This is a genomic window from Micromonospora sp. MA102 (genome assembly GCF_025460765.1).
Classification (GTDB): Bacteria; Actinomycetota; Actinomycetes; order Mycobacteriales; family Micromonosporaceae; genus Micromonospora; species Micromonospora halotolerans.
The window spans coordinates 59,697-84,351 of the sequence record NZ_JAMWEG010000004.1; the positions used below are offsets into that span (position 1 = coordinate 59,697).

Genomic DNA, 24,655 nt, shown 5'->3' on the forward strand with positions numbered 1-24,655 from the left:
GTCCACCCTGGGATTGCGTGAGGCACTCTAAGTGCCCGCGTGCCAGGGTGGACCCATGGAGTACACGAACCTGGGACGCACCGGTCTTTCGGTGAGCCGGCTCTGCCTCGGCACCATGAACTTCGGGCCGCAGACCGACGAGCCGGACAGCTTCGCCATCATGGACCGGGCGCTCGAGCACGGGATCAACTTCTTCGACACCGCCAACGTCTACGGCTGGAAGACCGGCGAGGGCGTCACCGAGCAGATCATCGGCCGGTGGTTCGCCCAGGGCGGCGGGCGGCGTGACAAGGTCGTCCTGGCCACCAAGGTCTACGGCAAGATGGGCGAGTGGCCCAACGAGCAGGGCCTGAGCGCCCGGCACATCATCCGGGCCTGCGAGGACTCGCTGCGCCGGCTGCAGACCGACACCATCGACCTCTACCAGATGCACCACATCTCCCGGACCACGCCGTGGGATGAGATCTGGCAGGCCATGGAGACCCTGGTCGCCCAGGGCAAGGTCCTCTACGTCGGCTCGTCCAACTTCGCCGGCTGGCACATCGCGCAGGCGCAGGCCGCAGCCGGCCGCCGCAACTTCCTCGGCCTCGTCTCCGAGCAGTGCATCTACAACCTGATGACCCGGCACGTCGAGCTGGAGGTGGTCCCGGCCGCGCAGCACTACGGGCTGGGCATCATCCCCTGGTCGCCCCTGCACGGCGGGCTGCTCGCCGGGGTCATCCGCAAGATGGCCGAGGGCGGCGCGGCCCGCGGCGCCAGCGGCCGGTCGGCCGACGCGCTCGCCGAGCACCGTTCCACCATCGAGGCGTACGAGAAGCTCTGCGCGGACCTCGGCCACGACCCGGCGGACGTGGCGCTGGCCTGGCTGCTCTCCCGCCCGGGCGTGACCGCCCCGATCGTGGGCCCGCGCACCATGGACCAGCTCGACCGCAACCTGGGCGCGCTGGCCGTGCGACTCGACGAGGCCACGCTGGAGAAGCTCGACGAGCTCTTCCCGCCGGTCGGCAACGGCGGCCCGGGCCCCGAAGCCTGGGCCTGGTAGTTCCCGCGCCGGGGTGGGCCCCGCGCCTGCCCGACGGTGCTTCGCCGGGGCGGGCCCCGCGCCTGCCCCGGCGAACCGGGTGCAGTGCACTCACGGGTCAGACGGGCCAGGCCGCGAGGCGGTCGTAGGTGGGGCGCGGGCCCGGATGGCTGCGGACCAGGACCAGTTCGTCGGCGCTCCACTCCGGGCCGAGGTAGTCGTGCAGGGTCTCCCGGTCGGCGAGCACGTCCGCCCGGTCGATCCGGTCGCCGGGGCGGGCGATGGTGAGGTGGGCCCGGAACGGCTTCTCGTCGTGCGGCACCCGGGCCCGGCGCAGCCCCGACCGGATGAGCCGGGCGAGCACGGTCAGGCCGTCGATCTCGCCGCGTACGTCCACCCAGAGCACCGTGAACCGGCCGCGCCCGAAGCTGCCCCCGCCGCCGAGCCGCAGCCTCGGGGAGCTGCCCCGGGCATCCCGGAACGTCTGCGCGGCGAGGCCGAGCGCGCTCTCCACGTCGACCAGCCGGTCGTCGGGAGTGTCGCCGAGGAAGGCCAGGGTGAGGTGGGCGTTGGCCGGGTCGGCCAGCCGGACGTTGGTGCCGGCGGCCGCCGCCGCGCCGGTGCGCAGCCGGGCCACCTGGGCGCCCAGGTCGTCGACCGCCGGCTTCGGCGGGTAGACCGCGACGAAGAGCCGCACCGGTCAGCGGTGTCGCTGATGGTGGCCGGGTCGGGCGGCGGGCAGGGTGAGCCCGGCGGCGTGCAGGAGGCCCTCGACGCGGACCCGCTCGATCTCCCGGTCGACGCCCTCCAGCTCGGCCAGGTGCTCGGCGATGCCCAGCGCCCCGCAGGCGGCTCGCAGCCGCTCGTCGTACGCGTCGATGACCGCGCCGTGCCAGACCACCGAGCGGTCGGCGGCGGCGAGCCGGTGGCCGCCGAGGCGGCGCAGGTCGATGGCGAGCTGTTCCAGCGGGCGGCGACCTTCCCGGTCGAACTCGGTGAGGTCGATGTCCCGGGTGAGCGACTCGGCCTCGATGGCCCGGTCCAGCCGCGCGATGGTGCGGCGCGCCCGCCGCCGCTCGCGCCACTCGGCCCACCCGCAGACCACCCGGTCGATGATCTCGTCGGCGCAGAAGACCAGCGCGAAGAGGGCCGGCAGGCAGCAGACGGCGAGGATCGCCAGCACCAGCAGCAGACCCCGTCCCACTCCCACATATCGACGCTAAGCCGCGCCGTCCCCGCCCGCCACCCGTTTGGCGACATCCGGACGCGAATGAACGAGGAAGGACCGGTCCCCTCGGTCGGGAACCGGTCCTTCGGGCGGTCGACGGGTCACTCCGCCCCGGGCGACACCACGTAGAAGCGCGGCATGGGCAGCACCCGCATCCGCAGCCGGGCGCCGGAGCGGCGCAGCTGCCAGGTGAGCGCCAGCAGCGCGGCGGCCAGGGAGATGAGGCCACCGGTCCAGATGCTCGCACCGGCCCCGAAGGTCTCGGCCACCCAGCCGATGATCGGCGCGCCGACCGGGTTGGTGCCCAGGAAGACGAGCACCCACAGCGCCATCACCCGGCCCCGGAAGGCGGCGTCGACGCCGAGCTGGACCCGCTGGTTGGCGGCCTGGGCGAAGAAGACCATGAAGAACCCGGTGGGCAGCAGCAGCGCCACCACCAGCCAGTAGGACCCGGCGAGCCCGACCAGCGTGCCGAAGCTGGCGCAGCCGACCGCCGCGCCGAGCACCAGCCACACGGTGGGCCGGCTGCGCCGTCCGGTGCCGGACAGGGCGCCGGCCAGCGCGCCGACCGCCAGCGCCGTGGTGAACAGGCCGAACGAGGCGGCGCCGGTGTGGAACGCGGTCTTGGCAAGCGCGGCGAGGGTGAGCTGGAAGTTGAACAGCGTCATCCCGATCACCGACATGAGCGCCATCGGCAGCAGGATGTCGGGGCGGCGCGCGACGTACCGCAGGCCGTCGACCACCTTGGCCTGATCGCGCTGGCCGGCCGGCGGCAGGTCCTTGCGGTACAGCTCGCTGGTGCGCATCCGGACCACGTTGACCAGCGGGGCGATCGAGCTGAACGCGGTGATCAGGAAGACCGGGCCGACGTCGAAGGCGGCGATGGCCAGGCCGGCGACGGCCGGGCCGAGGATCCGGGCCGAGTTGAAGGTGGCCGCGTTGAGCGAGAGCGCGTTCGGGAGCAGCGGCATGCCGACCAGCTCGGAGACGAACGCCTGCCGGACCGGGGTCTCCACCGCGTTGAACACCCCGAGCAGGGCGGCGAACGCGAAGACGTGCCAGAGCTGCACCAGCCCGGTGACCACCAGGAGGCTCATCGCCAGCGCCAGCACGGTCCAGAAGATGTTGGCGATGAAGAGCAGCATCCGCTTGTCGTAGCGGTCGGCGAGGCGACCGGAGATCAGCGTCAGCAGCAGGACGGGGGTGAACTGGAGCGCGGTGACCACGCCGAGCGCGGTCGCCGAGTTGCCGCTGAGGTCGAGGACGAGCCAGTCCTGGGCGATGTACATCATCCAGACGCCGATCAACTTGATCAGCTGCCCGGTGGCGAAGAGTCGGTAGTTACGGACCCGTAGGGACTGGAACATCGTGCTCAACTTGGCCTGCACTCTTGGTGCGCCTCCTCGCGATCATGTACGCCTCATCCACAACGGACGAAGCGGACCGCGGGACGCGGGTACCCGCTCAGGCGCGAGCGATGCCCTGGAGGATGTCGGCGGCGCGCCGCAGCGTGTCGCGTTCCTCCTCGGTCAGGGCGGCCAGCCGGCTGGCCAGCCACTCGTTGCGGGCCCGCTCGAACTGCTCGAGCACGGCCCGTCCTCCTTCGGTTGCCGCCAGGATGACCTGCCGTCCGTCGGTCGGGTGGGGGGTCCGCTGCACGAGGCCGCGGTCCTCCAGCTTTGCGACGATCTTGGTCATCGTGGGCGGCTGCACCCGCTCGACATCGGCCAGCTCCCGGGGTGTCAGGGCGCCCGCCAGATTGAGGCTGGTGAGCGCCGAGAGCTGGGTGACCGTGAGGTCGCCGACCGGTCGGGCCTGTCGGACCCGCCGGTTGAGTCGGGTGATCGCATCACGCAGCTGAGGGGCCAGCTGCGCCGGTGGCACGCGTTTCGCCGTCACCGTCCGCTCCGTCACGTTAGTTAGCTTAACTAATGAGCCTGGCTAACGACATGCGATATGACCAGGCTCACCAGGGGTCAGAGGATCACGGACTCGATCGGCCCGCGCAGGAAGTAGAGGACGAACAGCGCCGCCACCCCGTACAGCAGGGGGTGGACGTCCCGGAACCGGCCCTTCGCCAGCTTCAGCAGCACGAAGGTGATCACCCCGGCGCCGATGCCGTTCGAGATCGAGTAGGTGAAGGGCATCAGCACGATCGTGAGGAATGCCGGGATGGCGATCTCGTAGTCGGTCCAGTCGATCGTGCGGACCGCCGTCATCATCAGGAAGCCGACCACCACGAGGGCCGTCGACGCGGCCTCGAAGGGCACCACCACCGCCAGCGGCGCAAGGAACATGGCCAGCAGGAACAGGCTGCCGGTGACCAGGTTGGCCACCCCGGTCCGGGCGCCCTCCGCGACACCGGCGGCACTCTCGATGTACGACGTGTTGCTCGACACCGAGGCCGCGCCACCCGCCGCGGCGGCGATCGAGTCGACCAGCAGGATCTCCCGGGCCCGTGGCGGGGCGCCCCGGTCGTCCAGCATGTCGCCCTCCTGGCCGATGGCGACCATCGTGCCCATAGTGTCGAAGAAGTCCGTGATCAGCAGGGTGAAGACGAACATCAGCGGCACCAGCCAGCCGACCCGGGTCCACGAGTCCAGCACGTTGAAGTTGCCGAGCAGCGAGAGGTCCGGGACGTCCACCACCTTCGCCGGCAGCTCGGGCACGTTCAACGCCCAGCCCTTCGGGTTCGGCTTCCCGTCGACGAACGACGGCCCGATGTTGCCGATCGCCTCCACCACGATCGCCAGCACGGTGGAGACCAGGATGCCGATCAGGATCGCGCCGCGCACCCGGCGTACCACCAGCACCAGGGTGAGCAGCAGACCCACCACGAAGACCAGCAGGGGCCAGCTGACGATCCGGCCGCTGATGCCCAGCCCGACCGGCACCGTGGTGTTCGCCGCGTCCGGCACCCGGCGGACGAACCCGGCGTCGACCAGGCCGATGATCGTGAGGAAGAGGCCGATGCCGACGCCGATCGCCGTCTTGAGCTGGGTCGGCACGGAGCGGAACACCGCCGTACGCAGCCCGGTGAGCACGAGGATGGCGATCAGCACACCCTCGATCACCACGAGGCCCATCGCGTCCGCCCAGGTCATCTGCGGTGCGATCTCGTACGCGACAAGCGCGTTCACGCCCAGCCCGGCGGCCAGCGCGATCGGGAACCGGGCCACGACGCCCATCAGGATCGTCATCACGCCGGCGACCAGCGCCGTGGCCGCCGCCAGCGCCGGGATGGCGAGCTTGCGCCCGTCCCCGTCGACCGCGCCGCCCAGGATCAGCGGGTTCAACACCACGATGTACGCCATCGTGAAGAACGTGGCCAGCCCGCCCCGGACCTCCCGGCCCGGGGTCGACCGGCGGGCGGAGATCTCGAAGAAGCGGTCGAAGGCGTTGCGCGGATGCGCGGGATCGGGTGGGGTGCCGTGGTCCGGCGGCGGCGCGATGGCCATCGGGTCCTCACATATCGATCGACCGGTTGACGCGCGCATCGTCACAGATCACTCGCGGGCAGGGAAGGACGATCGCGTACCCTGGGCGGGTGCCCCAGGAGCAACCGCCGCGGCCCGAGCCGCTCGACCCGCCGATGGTGCCGTTCGCCCTCGCCGGGCTGGCCGCCTGGGCGGTGGTCGGGCTCGTGCTGCTGATCTTCTTCCGCGACTGGCTCACCGCGCACGGGCACCAGAACTGGCTCTGGACCTGCCTGGCCGGTTTCCTGTGGGGCTTTCCCGGGCTGGCAGTGATGATGCGGCACGACGCCAACCGGCGCCGCCGCCGGGGAGCCACCGCCCGTCAGGGCTGACCGGTCAGGGGTGGCCGTACGGCTCCGCCGGCTCGGCCGCCTCCACCGAACCCGGGGCCCGGCTCACCGACATCGCCTCGACCGCGCTGTCGTCGTAGACCGTGGGCAGCTCGTCCACCGGGCTCTCCGCCGCCTCGATCAGCGTCTCCGAGTGGGCGCCGCAGCCGTGGTCGGCGCTGACCACCCGGCCGTCGTCCGGGGCGTAGAAGTTGCCGCAGGCGCCGAAGGACTGCCGCAGCGCCCCGGCGAGCGGCAGGTAGAAGCCGCAGGTGCCACAGCGGGCGGCGGCCGGGGCGGCCACCGAGATCGCGGCGTCGGGGCCGTGGTCGCCGTCGTACCAGCGCTGGGCCGCGTCGGTGCGGCCCTCGCGGGACAGCACGCGGGCCCGGCCGAGGCCCAGCTCCCAGGCGGTCTCCTCCACGGCCGGGTCGTCGGAGAGCAGGTAGCCGGGGGCGAGCCGCTCGTCGTCCGCCGGGGTGGGCAGCAGGTCGCCGGGGCCCAGGTCGCCCGGCTTGAGCCGCTCCTGCCAGGGCAGCCAGCCGGGGGCGAGCAGCGCGTCGGCGCCCGGCAGCAGCACCGTCTCGCAGATGGTGACCGTGCGGCTGCGCGGCACCCGGGTCACCGTGACGGCCCAGCGCCAGCCCCGGTAGCCGGCCAGGCGGCACTCGAAGTAGTGGGTGACGAGCCGGTCGCCCTCGGCGACGGCCTGGAGGTGATCGCCGACGTCGGCGGGGTCCACCTCCGTGATGGCGGCGCGGGCCACATCGACGGCGGCGGCGCACACCTGGTCGAGCCGGGGAGCGCGGGCGGAGGCGGGCCTGGTCACCGGACCATTGTTCCCCATGCCTGCCGTCGGGTGACAGGCACTCCCCAGAGTCGTTCTCTCCGGGTGATGCGGCGCGCGTGGATCAGATGGGCGAGGATGGGACGCATGCCGCTGTCCTCCCGCTCCGGCCGGTCCGTCCTCGGGCGGACCGTCGGCACCGGCATCCGCGCCACCCGCCTGCTGCTCCGGGGCTCGCTGCACGGCGGGCGGTGGATGACCCGCCGGGCCGGCACGGCCCGGGCCCGCAGCGCCGGCAACGAGGTCGGCATGGTCCGCCTCTTCGACCTGCACGCCCTTTCCTGCGCCGGGGACACGCTGATCGCCATCGGCCTGGCCGGCACGATCTTCTTCGACGTCCCGCTCGGCGAGGCGCGCAACAAGGTGGCGCTCTACCTGCTGGTGACCATGGTCCCGTTCGCCATGCTCGCCCCCGTGGTCGGCCCGCTGCTGGACCACTTCCGGCACGGCCGCCGCTACGCGCTCGCCGCCACCATGCTCGGGCGGGCCTTCCTGGCGTGGCTGATCTCCGACTACATCGGCGGCTTCGGGCTCTATCCCGCCGCGTTCGGTGTCCTGGCCCTCTCCCGGGCGTACGGGGTGGCCCGCTCGGCGGCGGTGCCCCGGCTGCTGCCCGAGGGGCTCGGGCTGTCGCAGGTGGGGGCCCGGGCGAGCGTCTACGGCACGGTGGCCGGTGCGCTGGTCGCCCCCATCGGGCTGGCCGCGTTCTGGTTCGGGCCCCAGTGGCCGCTCCGGGTCGCCTCGCTCATCTTCCTGATCGGCATGATCATCTCGCTGCGGCTGCCGCCGCGGGCCGACTCGGAGCCGCCGGAGCGGGTGCCCAGGCCGTTGCGGGCGCTGCGCCGCCGGGACGGGGAACGCCCGCTGGGCCGGGGCCGGCCCGCCGGCCGGCTGGTGATCGCCACCCTGATCGGCGCGGCGGCGCTGCGCGGGCTCTACGGCTTCCTGCTGCTCTTCCTGGCCTTCGCGATCAAGGCCGGCGACCTGACCACCGACTTCTTCGGGCGGGACCTGGGCGCCCAGGGCGCGCTGGGCCTGGCCGGCGGGGCGCTCGCGGTGGGCACCTTCCTGGCCACCGCCATCGGCACCCGGCTGCGCATCCACCGCCCGGCGGCCATCCAGTCCAGCGGCACGGTCGTCGTGGCCGGGGTGGCGGTGCTCGCCGCCCTGAAGTTCTCGCTGCCCATGGTGGCGCTGCTCTGCGTGGTCACCTCGCTGATGAGCGGGATCGCCAAGCTCGCGGTGGACGCCTCGATCCAAGAGCGGATCCCGGAGCGGCTCCGGGCCAGCTCGTTCGCCCACTCGGAGACCGCGCTGATGCTGGCCTTCGTGGCCGGGGGCGGCCTCGGGCTGGTCCCGTTCACCGGCCCGGTCGGCGTGGCGATCGCCGCCTGCGTTGCCGCCCTGGTGGCCGCCCGCGGGATACTGGTGGCCACCCGGCTGCGCGGCGAGCACCTGGTCGGCCGCCCGCTCGGCGACGACGAACTGGCCACCGGGGCGGGTACGGAGTTCGACGACCCCGCCCCCACCTCGCCGGCGCCAACCCGGGCCGACCCACCGCCTCCCACCGACGACGACGAGCTGTCACCGCCCGGGTTCCACATCTACCGCCCCTCGTCCTCCGTCGGCGGGCCGGGCGGCACCGAGGAGGAGAACCGGCGGGAGCCCCGGGGACCGGTGGCGTGACCGGGTTGCTGGTGGTGACGGCGGTCCCCGCCGAGGCCGACGCGGTCCGGGCGGGCCTCACCGACCCCACGGTCACCGTCGCGCCGGTCGGGGTCGGCCCCGCCGTGGCCGGCGCCGCCACCGCACGGCTGCTGGCGCTCGCCGAGGCGGCCGGGAACCCGTACCGTGCCGTGGTCAGCGCGGGCATCGCCGGTGGCTTCGTCGGCCGGGCCCCGGTCGGCGGCACCGTCCTGGCGAACCGCAGCGTGGCAGCCGACCTGGGCGCCGAGTCCCCCACCGGCTTCATCCCGCTGGAGGAGCTGGGCATGCCCCCGGAGCTGCTCGGCGGCGGCAGCACCGTAACCGCCGACCCGGGCCTGCTGGCCGCCCTGCGCGCCGCCCTCCCGGCGGCCACCGTCGGCGCCGTGCTCACGGTCAGCACGGTGACCGGCACCGCCGCGAGCACGGCGGCCCTCGCCGACCGGCACCCGGACGCCGTGGCCGAGGCCATGGAGGGGTACGGCGTCGCCGTCGCCGCCACCCACGCCGGCCTCCCCTTCGCCGAGCTGCGCACGGTGTCCAACCCGATCGGCCCCCGCGACCGCGACTCGTGGCGCATGCGCGAGGCCTTCGCCGCGCTCACCGCGGCGGCGGCCGCCCTCCGCTGACCGGCCGGTCGAACCGCAACGCCGCCGGCCGGCTCGCCTCCACTCGAAACCCGCACGCCTCCAGGAAGGTGATCCCCGGCTGCTGGGCCAGCGCCCGAACGCAGGCGAGGCCGCCCGGAGCCAACTCGGCGAGCAGCGCCTGCACCAGCCGGCGCCCGATGCCCAGCCGGCGACACTCGGCCGCGACCAGCACACCGTCCAGGACCACCTCCCGCTCCCCCGGCCGCTCCTCGCCACCCCACCGCAGGTGCGGGCTCTGCTCGTGCGCCCGCAGCTCACCGACCAGGTCGCCGCCCGGCAGTTCCGCCACGAACCGCCAGGCCGTGGTCGGCACGGCGGGCCCGGTCACCCGCCGCACCGCCACGGACCGCCGAACCTGATCCCCCTCGCGCCCCCGGTCCCGGTAGTCCCGGTTCAACCGGTAGGTGGCCGGCGGCAGCGGCAGCGGCCACCGCTTCGGCGGCAGCGTGTACCACTCCGCCCACCAGGCGCCCGGCCAGTCCCTGGGTTCGTGGACCTCCCACACGTCCAGGTGCGCGGGATACCGCCGGCCAGCCTGGTCCCGCAGCTCCCTATGCGGCACCGGCGGCGGGCAGTCATCCTCGGCGGCCGCCCCGGCATCCAGTCGCACCCGGCCACCCGCCGCGCGGATCAGCCGCTCCACGGTCCGGTAGCGCGGGTCGGCGACCCGCCCGGACTCGATCCTCGCGACCGCGGCCTGCGGGACCCCCGCCCGGTCGGCCAGCTCCCGCTGACTCAGATCGGCCCGCCGCCGCAGCCGGCGCAGCAGATCACCCAGGTCGGTCTGGTGGTCGGTCTGGTGCTCGGTTCCCTCGTCCGTCGCAGACTCCGGCTCAGCCACATCCGGGATGCTCCCGCCTGCGCAGCCCGACCTCAACAACAAGCACCTACCTGTGGATAACCCTGTGGACATCCGCTCTCCGCGGAGTCGGCATGTGGATGGCGCGCCGCTTTCGAGCTGAGTCGTTGGTGATGTCGCAGGCACCGGCGGGAGCGCGAGCCAAGTCGCTGGCGGAGCGCGAGCCAAGTCGCTGGCGGAGCGCGAGCCAGGTCGCCGGCGGGAGCGCGAGCCAGGTCGCTGGCGTCCTCGCGAGGCAGGAGGACCCCACTCAGCTTGCCGAGCTGAGTCGGTGACGATGTCACTGGTACACCAGTCACTGATGACGACTCGTTCCCGTCACCCACCGCCGAGTCGTTCCCGACATCACCTCGACAGGCAGCGACGATCTGCAGGCGACCCCGTCGCGTCGGAAGTGGCCGGGCGCGCATCCACCCGACCACGCTGACGGGGCCACAACCGGGCGGGGTTACGGTGGGGGTGTGGCGCTCTCCCTCGCGATCTCGCCCTGCCCCAACGACACGTTCGTCTTCGACGCCCTCGTGCACGGCCGGGTCCCCGGCGCACCGGCGGTCGAGGTGACCTACGCCGACGTCGACGTCACCAACACCGCGGCCGAGCGCGGAGCGTTCGACCTGGTGAAGGTGAGCTACGCGGCGCTGCCGTGGCTGCTCGACGACTACCACCTGCTGCCCTGCGGGGGCGCGCTGGGCCGGGGCTGCGGCCCGCTGGTGCTCACCCGGGGCGACCGGACCGACCTATCCGGCGCGACGGTGGCGGTGCCGGGTGAGCGGACCACGGCGTACCTGCTGTTCCGGCTCTGGGCGGCGGATCAGGCGCCGGCCCGGATCGAGGTCGTGCCGTTCCACGAGATCATGCCGGGGGTGGCGGCCGGGCGGTACGACGCCGGGCTGGTGATCCACGAGGCGCGCTTCACCTACCCGCGGCACGGGCTGACCGCCCTGGTCGACCTGGGCGAGTGGTGGGAGGGCGACACCGGCCTGCCGATCCCGCTCGGCGCGATCCTGGCCCGCAAGGGCGCGGTCGACCCCGTCGAGGCGGCGGCCTGGATCCGCGAGTCGGTCCGGCAGGCGTGGGCCGACCCGGAGGCCAGCCGGGAGTACGTGCTGGCGCACGCGCAGGAGATGGAGCCCGACGTGGTGGACCGGCACATCGGCCTCTACGTCAACGAGTTCACCGCCGACCTCGGAGAGGCCGGTTTCGCCGCCGTGGAGGCGCTGCTGGGCCGGGCCGCCGACGCCGGGCTCGTCCCTCAGACCTCCAGCTCGCGCGCCACCGCGTGGACCAGCTGAGCGATCTTCTGCGCGGTCTTCCGGTCAGGGAAGCGGCCCCGGCGCAGGTCCGGCTGGACCTTCGCCTCCAGCACCTTGATCATGTCTTCGACCAGGCCGTGCAGCTCCTCGGCCGGTCGGCGGCGCAGCTCCGCCACCGACGGCGGCGCCTCCAGCAGCTTGACCCCCATCGCCTGAGCGCCCCGCCGGCTGTCCACCACGCTGAAATCGACCCGCTGGCCGCCCTTCAGGTCGGTGACACCCGCCGGTAGCACGCCCTTCGGCAGGAACACGTCGCCACCCTCGTCACTGGTGACGAACCCGTATCCCTTGGCCGCGTCATACCACTTCACTCGACCCGTCGGCACCTGAAAACCCCTGCTTCGCTCGGAACCTCTACCCCTCCAAGGCTAGCCCGATGATCCGGTCCAGCGCCGCCGGGAATCCAGTGAGATCATCCAGCACGACGTGCGCTCCGGCAGCGCTCAGCTCGTCCCTGGAGCAGGGGCCGGTCGCCACTCCCACGCCCGGGATTCCCGCAGCTTGCGCGGCGGCCATGTCGGCCACGTGGTCGCCCACGTAGAGGGTGGCGCCGTGCTCCCGCAGCGCGGTCGCCTTCTCCTCCGCGAACAGGTCCCCGGCCAGCTCGTCGACGGCCAGGCCGAGGTGGTCCAGGTGCAGCTTCGCCAGCCGGCCGATCTTGGAGGTCACCACCATGACCCGGCCGCCGCGCTCGTGCACCGCCCGGATCGCGGCCTCCGCGCCGGGCATCGGCAGGGTCGGGGTGATCGCGTACGCCGGATAGAGCTCGCGGTACGCGGTCACCGCCTCTTCGACCTGCTCCGGCGGGAACCAGTGCGCGATCTCGGTGCGCAGCGGCGGCCCGAGGCGGGAGACCGCCAGGTCGGCGTCGACGGGCACGCCGGTCCGCGCGGTCAGTGCCCGGTAGGCGGCCGCGATGCCGGGGCGCGAGTCGACTAGGGTCATGTCGAGGTCGAATCCGACCATCAGTGGGGGCATGCCGAGAACGTACCCGCCCAACCCGGACCGAGGCGGACGTCCGAGGGGCGGGAAAGCCCCCGGCCGGGCTAGCGTGGAACGACGATGACCACCTCATTCGCCGACCACCTGCGGACCCTTCCCGACGAGTCCCTGGCCGCCCTCCTCCAGCTGCGGCCGGACCTCGTCGTGCCCGTGCCGGCAGACGTCTCCGCCCTCGCCATCCGCGCCCAGTCGCGGGTCTCCGTGGCGCGGGCGCTCGACGGGCTGGACCAGTTCACCCTCCAGATCCTGGACGCCGCCCGGCTCACCCGGGACCCGGAGGGCGGCGGCACCGCCACCGAGGCCATCCTGGCCCTGGCCACCTCCGGCCCACACCCGCCCGCCCCGACCGCGGTCCGCGGCGCGGTGGACCGGCTCCGCGCGCTCTTCCTGCTGTACGGGCCGGAACACGACCTGCACGTGGTGGGCGGCGTCGACGAGGTGTCCCCGTACCTGGCGGGCCTGGGCCGACCGGCCGCGGAGCTGGATCCCCGGACGGCGGCCGTGTGCACGGACCCGGCGAAGCTGCGGCGGACGCTGCTGGCCGCGCCGCCCTCGGCCCGGGCGATCCTGGACCGGCTCGCCGCCGGCCCGCCGGTCGGCACCGTGCCCGCGGGCGCACTGGAGGCCCCCGCCACCGGCGAGGAGGACATCCTTCCGCCGGACCTGGTGAACGGCGGGGCAGCCACCGGCTCCCCGATCCGCTGGCTGGTGGAGCACCGGCTGCTCGTCCGGATGTCGGCCGTCAAGGGCGGCGGCACCGTCGAGCTGCCCCGCGAGGTGGGGCTGCTGCTGCGCCGGGACACCGGCCCGCTCGGCCCGCTGCGCACCAGCCCGCCCGAGGTGTCGAGCCCGCCGCGGGAGGCCAAGTCCGTCGACTCGGCCGGCGCCGGGCAGACCATGGAGGTGGTCCGGCACACCGAGGCGCTCCTGGAGGCCCTGGCCGCCGAGCCCGCCCCGGTGCTGCGCTCCGGCGGCGTGGGTGTCCGGGACCTGCGCCGGCTGGCCCGCGGCCTGGGGCTGGACGACCCGACCACCGCGCTGATCTTCGAGGTGGCGTACGCGGCCGGGCTGGTCGGCGAGCTGGACCTGACCGGGTCGGCCACCAGCCGGTACGGAGGCGACCAGCAGATCCTGCCCACCGGCGGGTACGAGGTGTGGCGGGCCGCCTCGCTGGCCCAGCGCTGGGAGCAGCTCGCCCGGGCCTGGCTGACCATGACCCGCCAGGTGGGCCTGATCGGCCAGCGCGACGACCGGGACCGGCCGATCGCGGTGCTCTCCGCCGAGGCGGAACGGGCCGGCGCGCCGGCGACCCGGCGCTCGGTGCTCGCCGTGCTGGCCGACCTGCCGCCGGCGACCGCCCCGACCCCCGACCAGGTGCTGGAGCTGCTGGACTGGCGGGCGCCGCGCCGCGCCCGGGGCCGGGAGGGGGCACACCGCGAGGTGCTGGCCGAGGCGGCCCAGCTCGGGGTGACCGGGCTGGGCGCGCTGACCTCGTACGGGCGGCTGCTGCTCGCCGAGCTGAACGACGCCGACGAGCGGGCCGACGACCCGCTCGGGCTGTACTCCGAGAGCGAGTCGGGCGAGCCGTCCACCGCCGTCCGGGCGCTGGACGCGCTGCTCCCCGCCCCGGTCGACCACTTCCTCGTGCAGGCCGACCTGACCGTCGTGGTACCCGGCCCGCCCGACCCGGCGCTCGCCGCCGAGCTGGACGTGGTGGCGGAGCACGAGTCGGCCGGTGGGGCGAGCGTCTACCGGGTCACCACGGCCAGCGTGCGACGAGCCCTGGACGCCGGCTACTCGGCCGACGACCTGCACGCGCTGTTCCGCCGCCGGTCGCGTACCCCGGTGCCGCAGGGCATGAGCTACCTGGTGGACGACGTGGCGCGCAAGCACGGCGGGCTGCGGGTCGGGTCGGCGGGCGGCTACGTGCGCAGCGACGACGAGGCGCTGCTCACCGAGGTGCTGTCCGACAAGCGGCTGGAGTCGCTGGCGTTGCGCCGGCTGGCCCCGACGGTGCTCGTCACCCCGTACCAGGTGAACCGGATGCTGACCGCGCTGCGCGACGCCGGCTACGCGCCGGTGGCCGAGGACGCCGGCGGCGCGGCCGTGCTGGCCCGGCCGAAGACCCGGCGGGCGCCGGCCCGGGTGCCGGCGACCAGCCGCAGCCTCGACCCGCTGGCGGCGCCGCGGCTGCCGATGCCGCGGCTGCTCGGGGTGGTCGAGCAGATCCGCCGGGGCGACGCGGCGGCCCGGGCGGCGCGGCGGGCCCCGGCGGTGGTCCGCGGCGGGACGGCGCGCACCGGCCCGGGGCCGGCACACACCCACAGCGACGCGCTCGCCGTGCTTCAGCAGGCGGTGCGGGACAAGGCGCTGGTCTGGGTCGGCTACGTCGACGCGCACGGGGCGACCGCGTCCCGGCTGGTCCGGCCGGTCTCGATCGGGGCCGGCTACCTGCGCGCCGAGGACGATCGCACCGAGATGCTGCACACCTTCGCGCTGCACCGGATCACCGCGGCGGTGCTGGAGGACTAGTCCCCGTTGCGGCGCAGGGTGCCGACCACCGACACGGCGAGCAGCAGGGCGAACGCGGCGCCGGCCGACTCGCCGACGGAGTCGACGAAGCCCTGCCGCTGCACCAGCAGCCCGAACAGGAACCAGCCGAAGATGCCGGTGGCGGCGGCCGCGTAGCCGACCAGGGCCGCCGGTGAGACCTCCTGCTGGTGTGCCCGGTCGTCCTCGGGAAGCACGTCGTGGTCGACGGTCATCTCCAGTCCCTCCCGCCCCGTGGTGGACCTGACCTCCAGCGTGGCACCGGAGGGGGTCACCCGGACAGGGGATAAAACCCTGAACCGGGCGGGAGGTCACGTCCGGTCGGGTATCAGGTGCCGGGCCGGCGGCCGAAGACGACCACCCGGGTGCCGACCGAGCCCAGCTCCCAGAGCCGCACGGCGTCGCGGTGCAGCAGGTTCACGCAGCCGTGCGAGCCGATCGAGGAGTTGTGCAGGTAGGTCGTGGTCTCGTGGAATCCGATCCCGCCGTTGAACCGCTGCCAGTAGGGCAGCCACACCTCGTACGGGTTGGACCACTCGCGCATGTTCTTCCCACCGACCGAGTAGGTGCCGGACGGGGTGGCGTAGCCGGCCATGCCGGTGCGGGTCACCGTCGGGCCCATGACCACCTTGCCGCCACGCATCGCCCAGACGGTCTGCCGGGTGAGGTCGACGCAGAAGGTGGTGCCGGAGCCGGCCCGGCAGCGCCGCGTGTCGGTGCTGGCCAGCCGCTTCGCCACGTCGTACGTGGTGGGTCCGGCGCGACCGGAGGCCGGGCTGATCCCGTACCGGCTCTGGAACTTCTTGATCGCGGTGCAGTCGGCGGCCGACTGCTCACCGTCCACGCTCAGCGTCCCGAAACCGCCCAGCCGGCTCAGGTACGTCTCCACGGCCCGCTGCTGCTCCCCCTGCGGGCAGCCGGCGGACTTGGACGGGCTCGGCGTGGCCGGCTTCGGCGTGGTGCGGCTGGGCTTCGGCGTGGCCGTCCGGCTCGGCTGCGTCGACGGGGACACGGCCGGCTGTTCCGGCGCGGGCGGCGCGCTCGCCCCCGATGCCCGTTCCGTCACGCCGACGGGCCGCGGGGCGGCGGCCCCGGACCCGTCGCCCTGCGGATCGAGCGCGCACGCACCGACGCCGACCAGCACGACCACTGCCAGGCCGACGGCCCGGGCGGCGAAACGGACACGCTTCATGGGCCCTCCCCCTGGACAGTTGTCCCGCTTGCTAGACGTGCGGGAGGTGTGTGCCGTTGCCTGTCCGGCGAGACTTTTTCCGGACACCCGTCGGCGTGCAACACTGGATGGTCCGCCTTCGGCAGGTCAGCTGCCGTGCGGGCGAGAATTTCCGGCACAAGGAGAGGACGCTGGCGTGAGCGGTGGACCACTGATCGTGCAGTCGGACAAGACCCTGCTGCTGGAGATCGACCACCCCGACGCCCAGGCGTGCCGGATGGCCATCGCGCCCTTCGCCGAGTTGGAGCGCTCCCCCGAGCACGTGCACACCTACCGGCTCACCCCACTGGGGCTGTGGAACGCCCGGGCCGCCGGCCACGACGCCGAGGGCGTGGTGGACACGCTGATCAAGTACTCGCGCTACCCGGTGCCGCACGCGCTGCTGGTCGACGTGGCCGAGACGATGGACCGGTACGGCCGGCTCCAGCTCGCCAACGACCCGGCCCACGGCCTGGTGCTCCGCGCGCTGGACCGCCTGGTGCTCATCGAGGTCGCCAAGAGCAAGAAGCTCGCCGGCATGCTCGGCCCGAAGCTGGACGACGACACCATCCAGGTGCACCCCTCCGAGCGCGGCCGGCTCAAGCAGGCGCTGCTCAAGCTCGGCTGGCCGGCCGAGGACCTGGCCGGCTACGTGGACGGCGAGGCGCACCCGATCGAGCTGGCCGAGGCCGGCAAGGACGGCGGCAAGCCGTGGACCCTGCGGTCGTACCAGCGGGAGGCCGTCGAGGCGTTCTGGGCCGGCGGCTCCGGCGTGGTCGTGCTCCCGTGCGGCGCCGGCAAGACCCTCGTCGGGGCGGCGGCCATGGCCGAGGCCAAGGCCACCACGCTGATCCTGGTCACCAACACGGTGGCCGGCCGGCAGTGGAAGCGCGAGCTGATCGCCCGCACGTCGCTCACCGAGGACGAGATCGGCGAGTACTCGGGCGAGCGCAAGGAGATCCGCCCGGTCACCATCGCCACGTACCAGGTGCTCACCTCCCGCAAGAAGGGCGCGTTCACCCACCTCGACCTGTTCGGCGCCCGCGACTGGGGCCTGGTCGTCTACGACGAGGTGCACCTGCTGCCCGCGCCGATCTTCCGGTTCACCGCGGACCTCCAGGCCCGCCGCCGGCTCGGCCTCACGGCGACTCTGGTACGCGAGGACGGCCGTGAGGGCGACGTGTTCAGCCTGATCGGCCCGAAGCGGTACGACGCGCCGTGGAAGGACATTGAGTCGCAGGGCTGGATCGCGCCGGCTGAATGCGTCGAGGTCCGAGTCACGCTGACCGACGCGGAGCGGATGGCGTACGCGACGGCCGAGGCCGAGGAGCGCTACCGGATGGCGGCCACGGCGCGGACGAAGTTGCCGGTGGTGCGGGCGCTGGTGCAGCGGCACCCGGACGAGCAGGTGCTGGTGATCGGCGGGTACATCGACCAGTTGCACCAGCTCGGTGAGTATCTCGACGCGCCCATCGTGCAGGGGTCGACCACCAACAAGGAGCGCGAGCGGCTGTTCGACGCGTTCCGGTCGGGTGAGGTGAAGACGCTGGTCATCTCGAAGGTCGGGAACTTCTCCATCGACCTGCCCGAGGCTGCCGTCGCCATCCAGGTGTCCGGGACCTTCGGGTCGCGGCAGGAGGAGGCGCAGCGGTTGGGGCGGGTGCTGCGGCCCAAGGCGGACGGGCGGCAGGCGCACTTCTACACGGTGGTGTCCCGGGACACGATCGACACCGAGTACGCGGCGCACCGGCAGCGGTTCCTGGCCGAGCAGGGGTACGCGTACACCATCGTGGACGCGGACGACGTGCTCGGCCCGAAGCTGCCGACGATCGACTGACTGACTCGCGCAAGTCCGCTCGGCGTGCTGCCGTTCACCAGCGCCGCCTGATCCGTTTCGGTCACATCTCGGCGAGCAATTCGGTCTAATTGGTGTAACTCAGCAGATCGAAGACCTCGCCGAAAGGCCGCCCGCGCATGAAGACGATCGTTCTCGTCCACGGCTTCTGGGTGACCCCGCGCAGCTGGGAACACTGGATCGACCGCTACCAACGGGCCGGCTACCACGTCATCGCGCCCGCCTATCCAGGGTTCGAGGTGGAGGTCGAGGCGCTCAACGCCGACCCGACGCCCATCGCGGAGGTGACGACCCCGGCGATCATCTCGCACCTGGAGTCGGTGGTCGGCGCCCTCGACGAGCCGCCGATCATCATCGGCCACTCTGCGGGCGGTGCGTTCACGCAGGTCCTGCTGGACCATGGAATCGGCGCCGCTGGCGTGGCGATCAACTCCGCGGCGACGGAGGGCGTGCTCGTCACCCCGCCGTCCCAGCTCAAGTCGACGTTCCCCGTGCTGAAGAACCCTGCGAACCGGCACAAGGCAGTCGGCCTGACGCCCGAGCAGTGGAAGTACACATTTGGCAACACCTTCACCGAGGAAGAGTCCCTCGGGCTCTACCAGCGGTATCACGTCCCGGCATCCGGGCGGATCCTGTGGGACAGCGTGCTGGCCAACTTTCAGCCCGGCCCGCAGGACATCCACGTCGACTACCACAACGACAGCCGGGCACCGCTGCTGTTCGTCTCCGGCAGCGAGGACCACCTCATGCCCCCGAGCGTGCAGCGGTCCAACGCCAAGCACTACAAGTCCTCGAAGACCATCACCGAGATCAAGGAATACGAAGGCATGGGACACCTGCTGCCCGCGCAGAAGGGGTGGGAGAAGGTCGCCGACGACGTCCTGGCCTGGGCCGTGGAGCACGCCGGCTGGCCGGCCGCGACCGGCGCCTGAGGACATCCGCATCAGACACATCGGCCGGCAAGCCCACCATGACGAAGCGGAAGGACAGCGGCATGAGCTACATCACCGCCAAGGACGGCACCGAGATCTACTACAAGGACTGGGGTGCGGGCCCGGTTGTCACCTTCTCCCACGGCTGGCCGCTGAACGCGGACGCGTGGGACGGGCAGATGCTCTTCCTCGTGCAGAAAGGTTTCCGGGTCGTCGCGCACGACCGCCGTGGTCACGGCCGGTCCAGCCAGGCCTCCGCCGGCAACGACATGAACGGCTACGCCGACGACCTCGCGGCGGTCATCGAGGCGCTCGACCTGACCGACGCCACGCTGATCGGGCACTCGACCGGCGGTGGTGAGGTCGCGCGCTACATCGGCCGCCACGGGACGGGGCGGGTCGCGAAAGCCGTCCTCATCTCCGCCGTGCCGCCGATCATGGTGCAGACGCCGGACAACCCCGAGGGCCTGCCTATCGCCGTCTTCGACGAGATGCGCGCCAACCTGCTGAAGGACCGGTCGCAGTTCTACCAGGACCTGGCGCAGATGTTCTACGGCGCCAACCGGCAGGGGGCGAAGGTCTCGAAGGGGATCCTCGACCAGTTCTGGCTGTGGAGCATGCAGGCCGGCCTGTGGAACGCGTACGAGAGCATCAAGGCGTTCTCCGAGACGGACTTCCGCGACGACCTCGCCAAGTTCGACATCCCCACCCTGGTGCTGCACGGCGAGGACGACCAGATCGTCCCGGTCAAGGACTCGGCGAAGAAGACCGCCCAGCTCATCGCGAACGCCAAGGACATCTACTACCCGGGCGCGCCACACGGCATCACGTCCACACTCCAGGACCAGGTCAACAATGATCTGCTCGCGTTCCTGAAGAGCTGACCGGGGCGACACAACCTTTGGGCTCCCGAACACGTCGCTGGCCTGGTGTCCCACCATTGACTGAGCCGCCCGCGTAGCACGGTGGGCCGCCCCGCTCGGGACGGCCCACCGTGTCGACCCCGGTCAGGAGAAGTCGACCAGGAAGTAGTAGCTCGTGGTGTCTGTCCACACCCCGTCGGCGGTCCGTCCGCGCACCGCCATGGTGTGCGAGCTGACCGACGTCGGCGTGTAGGTCACCGTGGCGACCCCGGCGGCGTTCGCCGCCACCGTCACCGGCTGCCCGTCGTCGACGGTGTACTCGAACTCGACCACGCCCGGGCTGCCCTGGGTGAAGGTGAAGTTCCCCGCCACGCCCACCCCACCGGACCACTGGCCGGCCGGGTAGGTGTCCGACGTGACCTGCGGTGCCGTGCCGACCAGGAACGGGTAGTCGGTCTGCGGCGTGTACTCGCCCGCCGCCGTGCGGCCGCGTACCGAGAAGACATTCGCGCCGTTGCGGTCCATGGTCACCGAGATGTCGGTGACCAGCGCGTCGGGCGTCTTCGGCACGCTCTGCCAGGCGCCGCCGTTGAGCTGGTACTCGAAGGCCGTCACCTCGCTGATCTCGGTGTAGACCCCGAACCTGCCGACCGCGCCGATCCCGCCCCGCGGGCTGTACTCGTCGTACGCGCTGCTCACGTTCACCCGCGGGTCGCGGACCCGGAAGTAGTACCGGCGCTCGGGGCTGACCGTCCCGTCGGCCGCCCGGCTGGTGACCGTCAACAGGGTGTACCCGGAGTGCGTCGGCGTGATCTCGACCGTGGCCTTACCGTCCGCGCCGGCGGCCACGACCTGCTCCTCGCCGCTGTACTCCAGCACGTAGCGGTACTCCGTCACGTCGGAGCGGCCCGGGTTGAAGGTGAACCGGCCCGCCTGGCCGGGCTGGCCGGCGGCGTCGTTCTCCGGGTAGTCGCTGGACGTCACCACCGGCGCGTCGCTGACCTCGAACGTGTAGGTCCGCGTCGGCGAGAACGACCCGTCCAGGAACCGGGTACGCACCGTCAGCGTGTTGCTGCCGGAGTGGTCCGGGGCGAGCGTCACCCGAGCCCAGCTGTACTCCGGGTCCACGGTCTGCTCGGGCCCGTCGTTGAGGCGGTAGAGGTAGGCGTCCACGTCCGGCATCGCGGTGTCGAAGTTGAACTCGCCGGGGATGCCCACGCCGCCCCAGGCGCCGTACTCGTAGTAGGTGCTGGAGTAGACCGTCGGCTTGGTGTCGATGACGTTGAACTGGTACTGCTCGACCTCGGAGACGGTGCCGTCGGCGCTGATGCTGCGCACGTTCAGCGTGTACCAGCCCGGCTCGGTCGGCGTCCACTGCAGCACCGCGGTGCCGTCCGCCGCCGCGTCGATGCGCCGAAGCTCGTCGTTGCCGAACGTGTACTCGTACGCCACCACGCCGGTCCGGCCGGGCCGGAAGGTGAAGCTTCCTGCACGGTCCACCACCCCGTCGTGGTCCGGGAAGGCGAAGTCGGCCGACTCCACGGTCGGCGTGTCGCGGACCGAGACGTCCTCGGTGTGCCCGCCGACGAACTCGCTGCCGACGTAGCTGCGTACCTGGACCTTGACGATGCCCGCCTGGGTGAACACCACCGGGACGTCGGTAGTGCCGTCGGCGTCCGCCGGCACCCGGACCTCGTTGTCGTCACCGATCCGGTAGCCGAACTCGGTGACCCCCTCGACGTTGGTGGAGATGGCCAGCTTGCTCGGCAGCCCGACACCACCCACCGTCACCCGCACCTCGGGTGCCGTGGACTTCACGAAGAACTCGTACTGCGTCGTCTCGGAGGAGTTCGACGCGCTGTCCACGCTGCGCACGCTCAGCGACTCGTAGAACGACGTCGGGGTGTATTCGAGCGTGACGTCCGCACCGGGCGCGGGCGCGGGGATGTAGTTGTACGTCTCGCCGTAGCGCCCCCAGTAGTAGCCGACCACGTCGGGCGACCCGTTCGCCTTGAACGTGAACGTCCCCGGTACTCCGGAACCGCCGTGCGGCTCACCGTCGTTCGGGTACTTCGTCGAGGTGATCACGGGCGTGGCCGGTCGCTGCGCGTCCACCTTCACGTAGCACGGCTTGGCCCACGCCGAGAAGTCGTGACCGTCGTACGCGCGGGCGGTCCAGGCCACCACGGTGCCGTCCGGGTACTGCGACATGTCCCAGTCGACCTTCGAGAACGCGCCCCCGTAACTCGACCCGAACTGCTCGGCACGCTGGTCCTCGTGGCCGACCGGCCAGGCGGCGAACTGCCCGTTGTAGTCGAAGTCGTTAGCGTCCGCGTCCGCGCCCTTGACCATCAGGCTGTAGTAGCGCGGCCCCACGGGCTGCGGCTTCTCCGTGGTCCCGCAGGCCCAGGAGGGGAACTCGAGGCCGATCTGACCCACCGTCGGCGCGTGGTTCGTCTCGGTGTGGATGACCGGGAACGGGCGGAGCTTCCGGCCGTGGGAGAGCTTGCTCTCGTAGCCCTGCGGCACCCGGATCTCGACGGTCAGCGTCTGGTCGTTCTGATTCGCCAGCTTCTGGAGGGCGGGCATGATGTCCCAGGCCAGATAGCCGGGGCAGGTGGCCTCCCCGCCGGCCTGGACGGTGCCGAGCAACTCGCGACGGCGCGGCGCCGAATCCCAGCTCGTCGTCGACTTGATCGGATCGGTGCGCCACAGCTCGACCGGCTGGGCCGTCGCGCAGTCCGCCGCCGACCGCTCCGCGATGACCAGGTCTGCCTTGTGGATGATGGTCTTACGGAAGCGCGAGACGTCGAACGTGAAGTAGGACCGGGACTTGTGTTTGGTGCCGGCCGCATCCGTCCAGGCGCCGATCGGCGCATCCCCGGAGGGGTTGACGAACGACTTGTTCGGCTGCTGGGAGTCCGTGTAGGCCCAGCCGGACTTGCTGACGTCCCGCCACTCGTAAGCCTGCGCCGGACTGGCGTTGACACTGATCAGGCCGACACCGAGCACAATGCTCAGTGGCGCGGCAAGCAATCTTCGTGCGCGCACGACGATGCCCCTCCCCCCGTTGTTGATGGCGTGCGTCGCCATCGAGTCGCCCGGAGCGTATCGAGAGACGGCAACGCGGCGCGTAGGCGATTCGGGTCATCCGCGACCCGCCAACCGGCCCACCATCACCTGCCCGGACACGTCGCGCTCCGGCGGTTGGCCTGGTACCGACCCGGGGTGCTGCCGATGATGCTGGTGAACGCCGCGATGAAGCTGCTGGGGTTGGTGCGCCATTCGTAGAAGGTCATGCCGAGCTCGTGGAACGTTGCCGCTTCTGTGACCGCCCACTGCCCGCTGCGCCCTACCGGTCGACCACGCCTCGCCCTGCGCGCCGCGCGCCCTGGCTCACCCGCCGCTGATCACGACCGACGCAGCCGGCCGGTGGTGGCGGAATGGCGGCTGTCCCAGCGGGTACGCGGACTGGAGGCAGGGCGGGGAGACGCTCTGTTGCGGAAGCGCCATCTCCGATCTGACCCACGGGAGAAGAGAGGCACGCGATGAAGGACAGAATTCTCACCCCGATCAAACGGGCGACAAAGACCATCCAGGTGCGCCGTAGACGGGGAGACTCTCTGATCACCAAGGCAAAGGCCACCCGGCCCGGCCGCATCTTCCAGTAAGCCCGACACCCCGGACCACCCGTCCGGTGAAGACAAGAACCGCCAGCGCGCTCGGCCTCCATAAAGGCCGAGCGCGCCCGGGGCTACGAACGGCGGCGCAGGTAGCGGGCCCGCCGGCCAAAGTCCTGGAACCCGAGCTGTCGGTACAGCCCCGCCGCCGGGTTGTTGTCGTTGACGCAGAGCCACACCTCTCGCGCCCCATCCGCCGCCAGGCCCCGCAGCGCGCAGGCCACCAGATACGCCCCGACCCGCCGGCCCCGCCACCCGGGGATCACACCGACCTGGTCGACCCAGTTGTCGATGACGTTGACGAAGCCGACTGCGCCACCGTCGGGATCGCGCGCGATGAGCGACAGGTCCGGCCGGTACTCGTCGTCCTCCCCCAGCTCACCCAGCCACTCCTCGGCGGTGGGCGAGGCGAAGCCGGGCCGGTCGGCGAACGACGCCCGGTAGGTCTCGAACAGCTCGGGCCCGAGCATCACCGGCTCGGTGGTCACGTCGACGGGCCGGGCGACCTCCGGAAGCACGCCGAGGTCGTGCCGCTGCACCCACTCGGTGAAGGTCCGCTCGTAGCCGCGCGCCGTGAACAGCGCGTCCGCGCCCACGCTCCACGACTCGGTGGTCACCAGCAGGTCCGCGTCGCCCGCCTGCGCCTCCGCCCAGCTCAGCAGCCGCCCGCCGAGGCCTCGCGCCCGCCAGTCCGGATGCACCAGGCCGGTGCTGGTGGCCGGCTGCCCGCCGAGGCCGGCCCCCACGGCCGCGACCAGGCCGCCGCCGTGCCAGGCGCCGAGGGTACGCGTCTGGAGCAGCCGCGCCCGCACCAGCGGGGCACCGGCGAACAGCGGCAGCCCACCATCGGCGGCGAGGCAGTCTTCGGCCAGCCGGGTCAGCTCCGGTAGGTGTTCCTCGCCGAACTCCTTCCAGGTCAGCGCGTCCGTCCCGGCCATCCCTACCCCCGTCATCTCCTACCACCGACCGGTTACCAGCCGGCGACAAGGCTCGGCAGGCAGTAGGCACCGCGCCCCGGGCGGGTGTCAACCAGATTCGGTGTCGTACCGGCCCGCGAGCATCGGCGCATGGCGACCTCGAAGCAGCCGGTGACCGTGCCGACCGACGCCAGCGTCGACGATTTCGGGGGCCAGTTC

At 72.4% G+C, this 24,655-nt stretch carries 23 protein-coding genes; 9 read left to right on the forward strand and 14 right to left on the reverse strand.

The annotated features are described in order from the left end of the window. The first annotated feature begins 55 nt into the window (after nt 1-55). A complete protein-coding gene (locus NFX44_RS10070; protein ID WP_262283236.1) occupies nt 56-1,042 on the forward strand; it encodes an aldo/keto reductase in 987 nt (328 codons plus the stop codon). Between the two features lie 97 nt (nt 1,043-1,139). Here the strand turns inward: NFX44_RS10070 and thpR are convergent, their stop codons facing one another. The 5 genes from thpR to NFX44_RS10095 form a co-directional block, all read right to left on the reverse strand. Next, the gene (gene thpR, locus NFX44_RS10075) at nt 1,140-1,718 is read right to left on the reverse strand and encodes an RNA 2',3'-cyclic phosphodiesterase (RefSeq protein WP_262283237.1); all 579 of its coding nucleotides are present in this window, start codon (nt 1,716-1,718) and stop codon (nt 1,140-1,142) included. A 3-nt stretch (nt 1,719-1,721) separates the two neighbouring features. Then, nucleotides 1,722-2,231, reverse strand: a complete 510-nt coding sequence (locus tag NFX44_RS10080; RefSeq protein ID WP_262283238.1) for a hypothetical protein — start codon at nt 2,229-2,231, stop codon at nt 1,722-1,724. A 119-nt stretch (nt 2,232-2,350) separates the two neighbouring features. Then, nucleotides 2,351-3,637, reverse strand: coding sequence for an MFS transporter (locus NFX44_RS10085; RefSeq protein WP_262283239.1), 1,287 nt, complete (start codon nt 3,635-3,637; stop codon nt 2,351-2,353). Nucleotides 3,638-3,713: 76 nt separating this feature from the next. Continuing rightward, nucleotides 3,714-4,163: a MarR family transcriptional regulator gene (locus tag NFX44_RS10090; RefSeq protein ID WP_262283240.1), complete on the reverse strand. Its 450-nt coding sequence runs from the start codon at nt 4,161-4,163 to the stop codon at nt 3,714-3,716. 62 nt (nt 4,164-4,225) lie between these two features. Further along, nucleotides 4,226-5,707, reverse strand: a complete 1,482-nt coding sequence (locus tag NFX44_RS10095) for an NCS2 family permease (protein ID WP_262283241.1) — start codon at nt 5,705-5,707, stop codon at nt 4,226-4,228. 89 nt (nt 5,708-5,796) lie between these two features. On the opposite strand from NFX44_RS10095, the gene NFX44_RS10100 reads away from it, so the two are divergent. Beyond that, the gene (locus NFX44_RS10100; protein ID WP_262283242.1) at nt 5,797-6,057 is read left to right on the forward strand and encodes a DUF2530 domain-containing protein; all 261 of its coding nucleotides are present in this window, start codon (nt 5,797-5,799) and stop codon (nt 6,055-6,057) included. A gap of 4 nt (nt 6,058-6,061) precedes the next feature. Here NFX44_RS10100 and NFX44_RS10105 read toward each other — a convergent pair whose 3' ends face one another. Further along, the gene (locus NFX44_RS10105) at nt 6,062-6,901 is read right to left on the reverse strand and encodes a DUF3027 domain-containing protein (RefSeq protein WP_262283243.1); all 840 of its coding nucleotides are present in this window, start codon (nt 6,899-6,901) and stop codon (nt 6,062-6,064) included. 87 nt (nt 6,902-6,988) lie between these two features. Here NFX44_RS10105 and NFX44_RS10110 point away from each other — a divergent pair, with 87 nt between their 5' ends. Then, entirely contained in the window at nt 6,989-8,587 is a 1,599-nt protein-coding gene (locus NFX44_RS10110) for an MFS transporter (protein WP_262283244.1), read from the forward strand. Further along, nucleotides 8,584-9,234 carry a futalosine hydrolase gene (locus NFX44_RS10115; protein WP_262283245.1) on the forward strand — a complete coding sequence of 217 codons (651 nt, stop codon included), beginning with the start codon at nt 8,584-8,586 and terminating at the stop codon, nt 9,232-9,234. The genes NFX44_RS10110 and NFX44_RS10115 overlap by 4 nt, the downstream gene beginning before the upstream one ends. Here NFX44_RS10115 and NFX44_RS10120 read toward each other — a convergent pair. Continuing rightward, nucleotides 9,206-10,096, reverse strand: coding sequence for a GNAT family N-acetyltransferase (locus tag NFX44_RS10120; protein WP_262283246.1), 891 nt, complete (start codon nt 10,094-10,096; stop codon nt 9,206-9,208). The two genes, NFX44_RS10115 and NFX44_RS10120, sit on opposite strands and share 29 nt — an antisense overlap. Before the next feature lie 479 nt (nt 10,097-10,575). On the opposite strand from NFX44_RS10120, the gene NFX44_RS10125 reads away from it, so the two are divergent. Next, on the forward strand, nt 10,576-11,406 hold the full coding sequence (locus NFX44_RS10125; RefSeq protein ID WP_091261034.1) for a 1,4-dihydroxy-6-naphthoate synthase: 831 nt from the start codon (nt 10,576-10,578) through the stop codon (nt 11,404-11,406). Here the strand turns inward: NFX44_RS10125 and NFX44_RS10130 are convergent. Together NFX44_RS10130 and NFX44_RS10135 are read right to left on the reverse strand one after the other, a co-directional pair. Continuing rightward, nucleotides 11,367-11,753 (reverse strand): cold-shock protein, encoded by a 387-nt coding sequence (locus NFX44_RS10130; protein WP_262283247.1) that lies wholly within the window; start codon nt 11,751-11,753, stop codon nt 11,367-11,369. The two genes, NFX44_RS10125 and NFX44_RS10130, sit on opposite strands and share 40 nt — an antisense overlap. A gap of 28 nt (nt 11,754-11,781) precedes the next feature. Continuing rightward, a complete protein-coding gene (locus tag NFX44_RS10135) occupies nt 11,782-12,405 on the reverse strand; it encodes an HAD family hydrolase (RefSeq protein ID WP_262283248.1) in 624 nt (207 codons plus the stop codon). 84 nt (nt 12,406-12,489) lie between these two features. Here NFX44_RS10135 and NFX44_RS10140 point away from each other — a divergent pair, with 84 nt between their 5' ends. Then, the gene (locus NFX44_RS10140; RefSeq protein ID WP_262283249.1) at nt 12,490-14,961 is read left to right on the forward strand and encodes a helicase C-terminal domain-containing protein; all 2,472 of its coding nucleotides are present in this window, start codon (nt 12,490-12,492) and stop codon (nt 14,959-14,961) included. On the opposite strand, the gene NFX44_RS10145 is transcribed toward NFX44_RS10140, so the two are convergent. After that, complete coding sequence (locus tag NFX44_RS10145; protein ID WP_262283560.1) at nt 14,958-15,194, reverse strand: hypothetical protein; 237 nt, start codon at nt 15,192-15,194, stop codon at nt 14,958-14,960. The two genes, NFX44_RS10140 and NFX44_RS10145, sit on opposite strands and share 4 nt — an antisense overlap. Before the next feature lie 113 nt (nt 15,195-15,307). After that, nucleotides 15,308-16,171, reverse strand: coding sequence for a L,D-transpeptidase family protein (locus NFX44_RS10150; RefSeq protein WP_262283250.1), 864 nt, complete (start codon nt 16,169-16,171; stop codon nt 15,308-15,310). Between the two features lie 175 nt (nt 16,172-16,346). Between NFX44_RS10150 and NFX44_RS10155 the strand changes: the two genes are divergently transcribed. The 3 genes from NFX44_RS10155 (at nt 16,347) to NFX44_RS10165 (ending at nt 19,860) form a co-directional block, all read left to right on the forward strand. Continuing rightward, nucleotides 16,347-18,026 carry a DNA repair helicase XPB gene (locus NFX44_RS10155; RefSeq protein ID WP_262283251.1) on the forward strand — a complete coding sequence of 560 codons (1,680 nt, stop codon included), beginning with the start codon at nt 16,347-16,349 and terminating at the stop codon, nt 18,024-18,026. A gap of 137 nt (nt 18,027-18,163) precedes the next feature. Further along, entirely contained in the window at nt 18,164-18,976 is an 813-nt protein-coding gene (locus NFX44_RS10160; protein WP_262283252.1) for an alpha/beta hydrolase, read from the forward strand. A 62-nt stretch (nt 18,977-19,038) separates the two neighbouring features. Then, nucleotides 19,039-19,860, forward strand: coding sequence for an alpha/beta fold hydrolase (locus NFX44_RS10165; RefSeq protein WP_262283253.1), 822 nt, complete (start codon nt 19,039-19,041; stop codon nt 19,858-19,860). A gap of 123 nt (nt 19,861-19,983) precedes the next feature. Here NFX44_RS10165 and NFX44_RS10170 read toward each other — a convergent pair whose 3' ends face one another. The 3 genes from NFX44_RS10170 to NFX44_RS10180 form a co-directional block, all read right to left on the reverse strand. Further along, the gene (locus tag NFX44_RS10170; protein WP_262283254.1) at nt 19,984-22,890 is read right to left on the reverse strand and encodes a hypothetical protein; all 2,907 of its coding nucleotides are present in this window, start codon (nt 22,888-22,890) and stop codon (nt 19,984-19,986) included. 125 nt (nt 22,891-23,015) lie between these two features. Next, nucleotides 23,016-23,138: a hypothetical protein gene (locus NFX44_RS10175; protein ID WP_262283255.1), complete on the reverse strand. Its 123-nt coding sequence runs from the start codon at nt 23,136-23,138 to the stop codon at nt 23,016-23,018. 455 nt (nt 23,139-23,593) lie between these two features. Beyond that, nucleotides 23,594-24,472: a GNAT family N-acetyltransferase gene (locus NFX44_RS10180; RefSeq protein ID WP_262283256.1), complete on the reverse strand. Its 879-nt coding sequence runs from the start codon at nt 24,470-24,472 to the stop codon at nt 23,594-23,596. Nucleotides 24,473-24,655 lie beyond the last annotated feature (183 nt).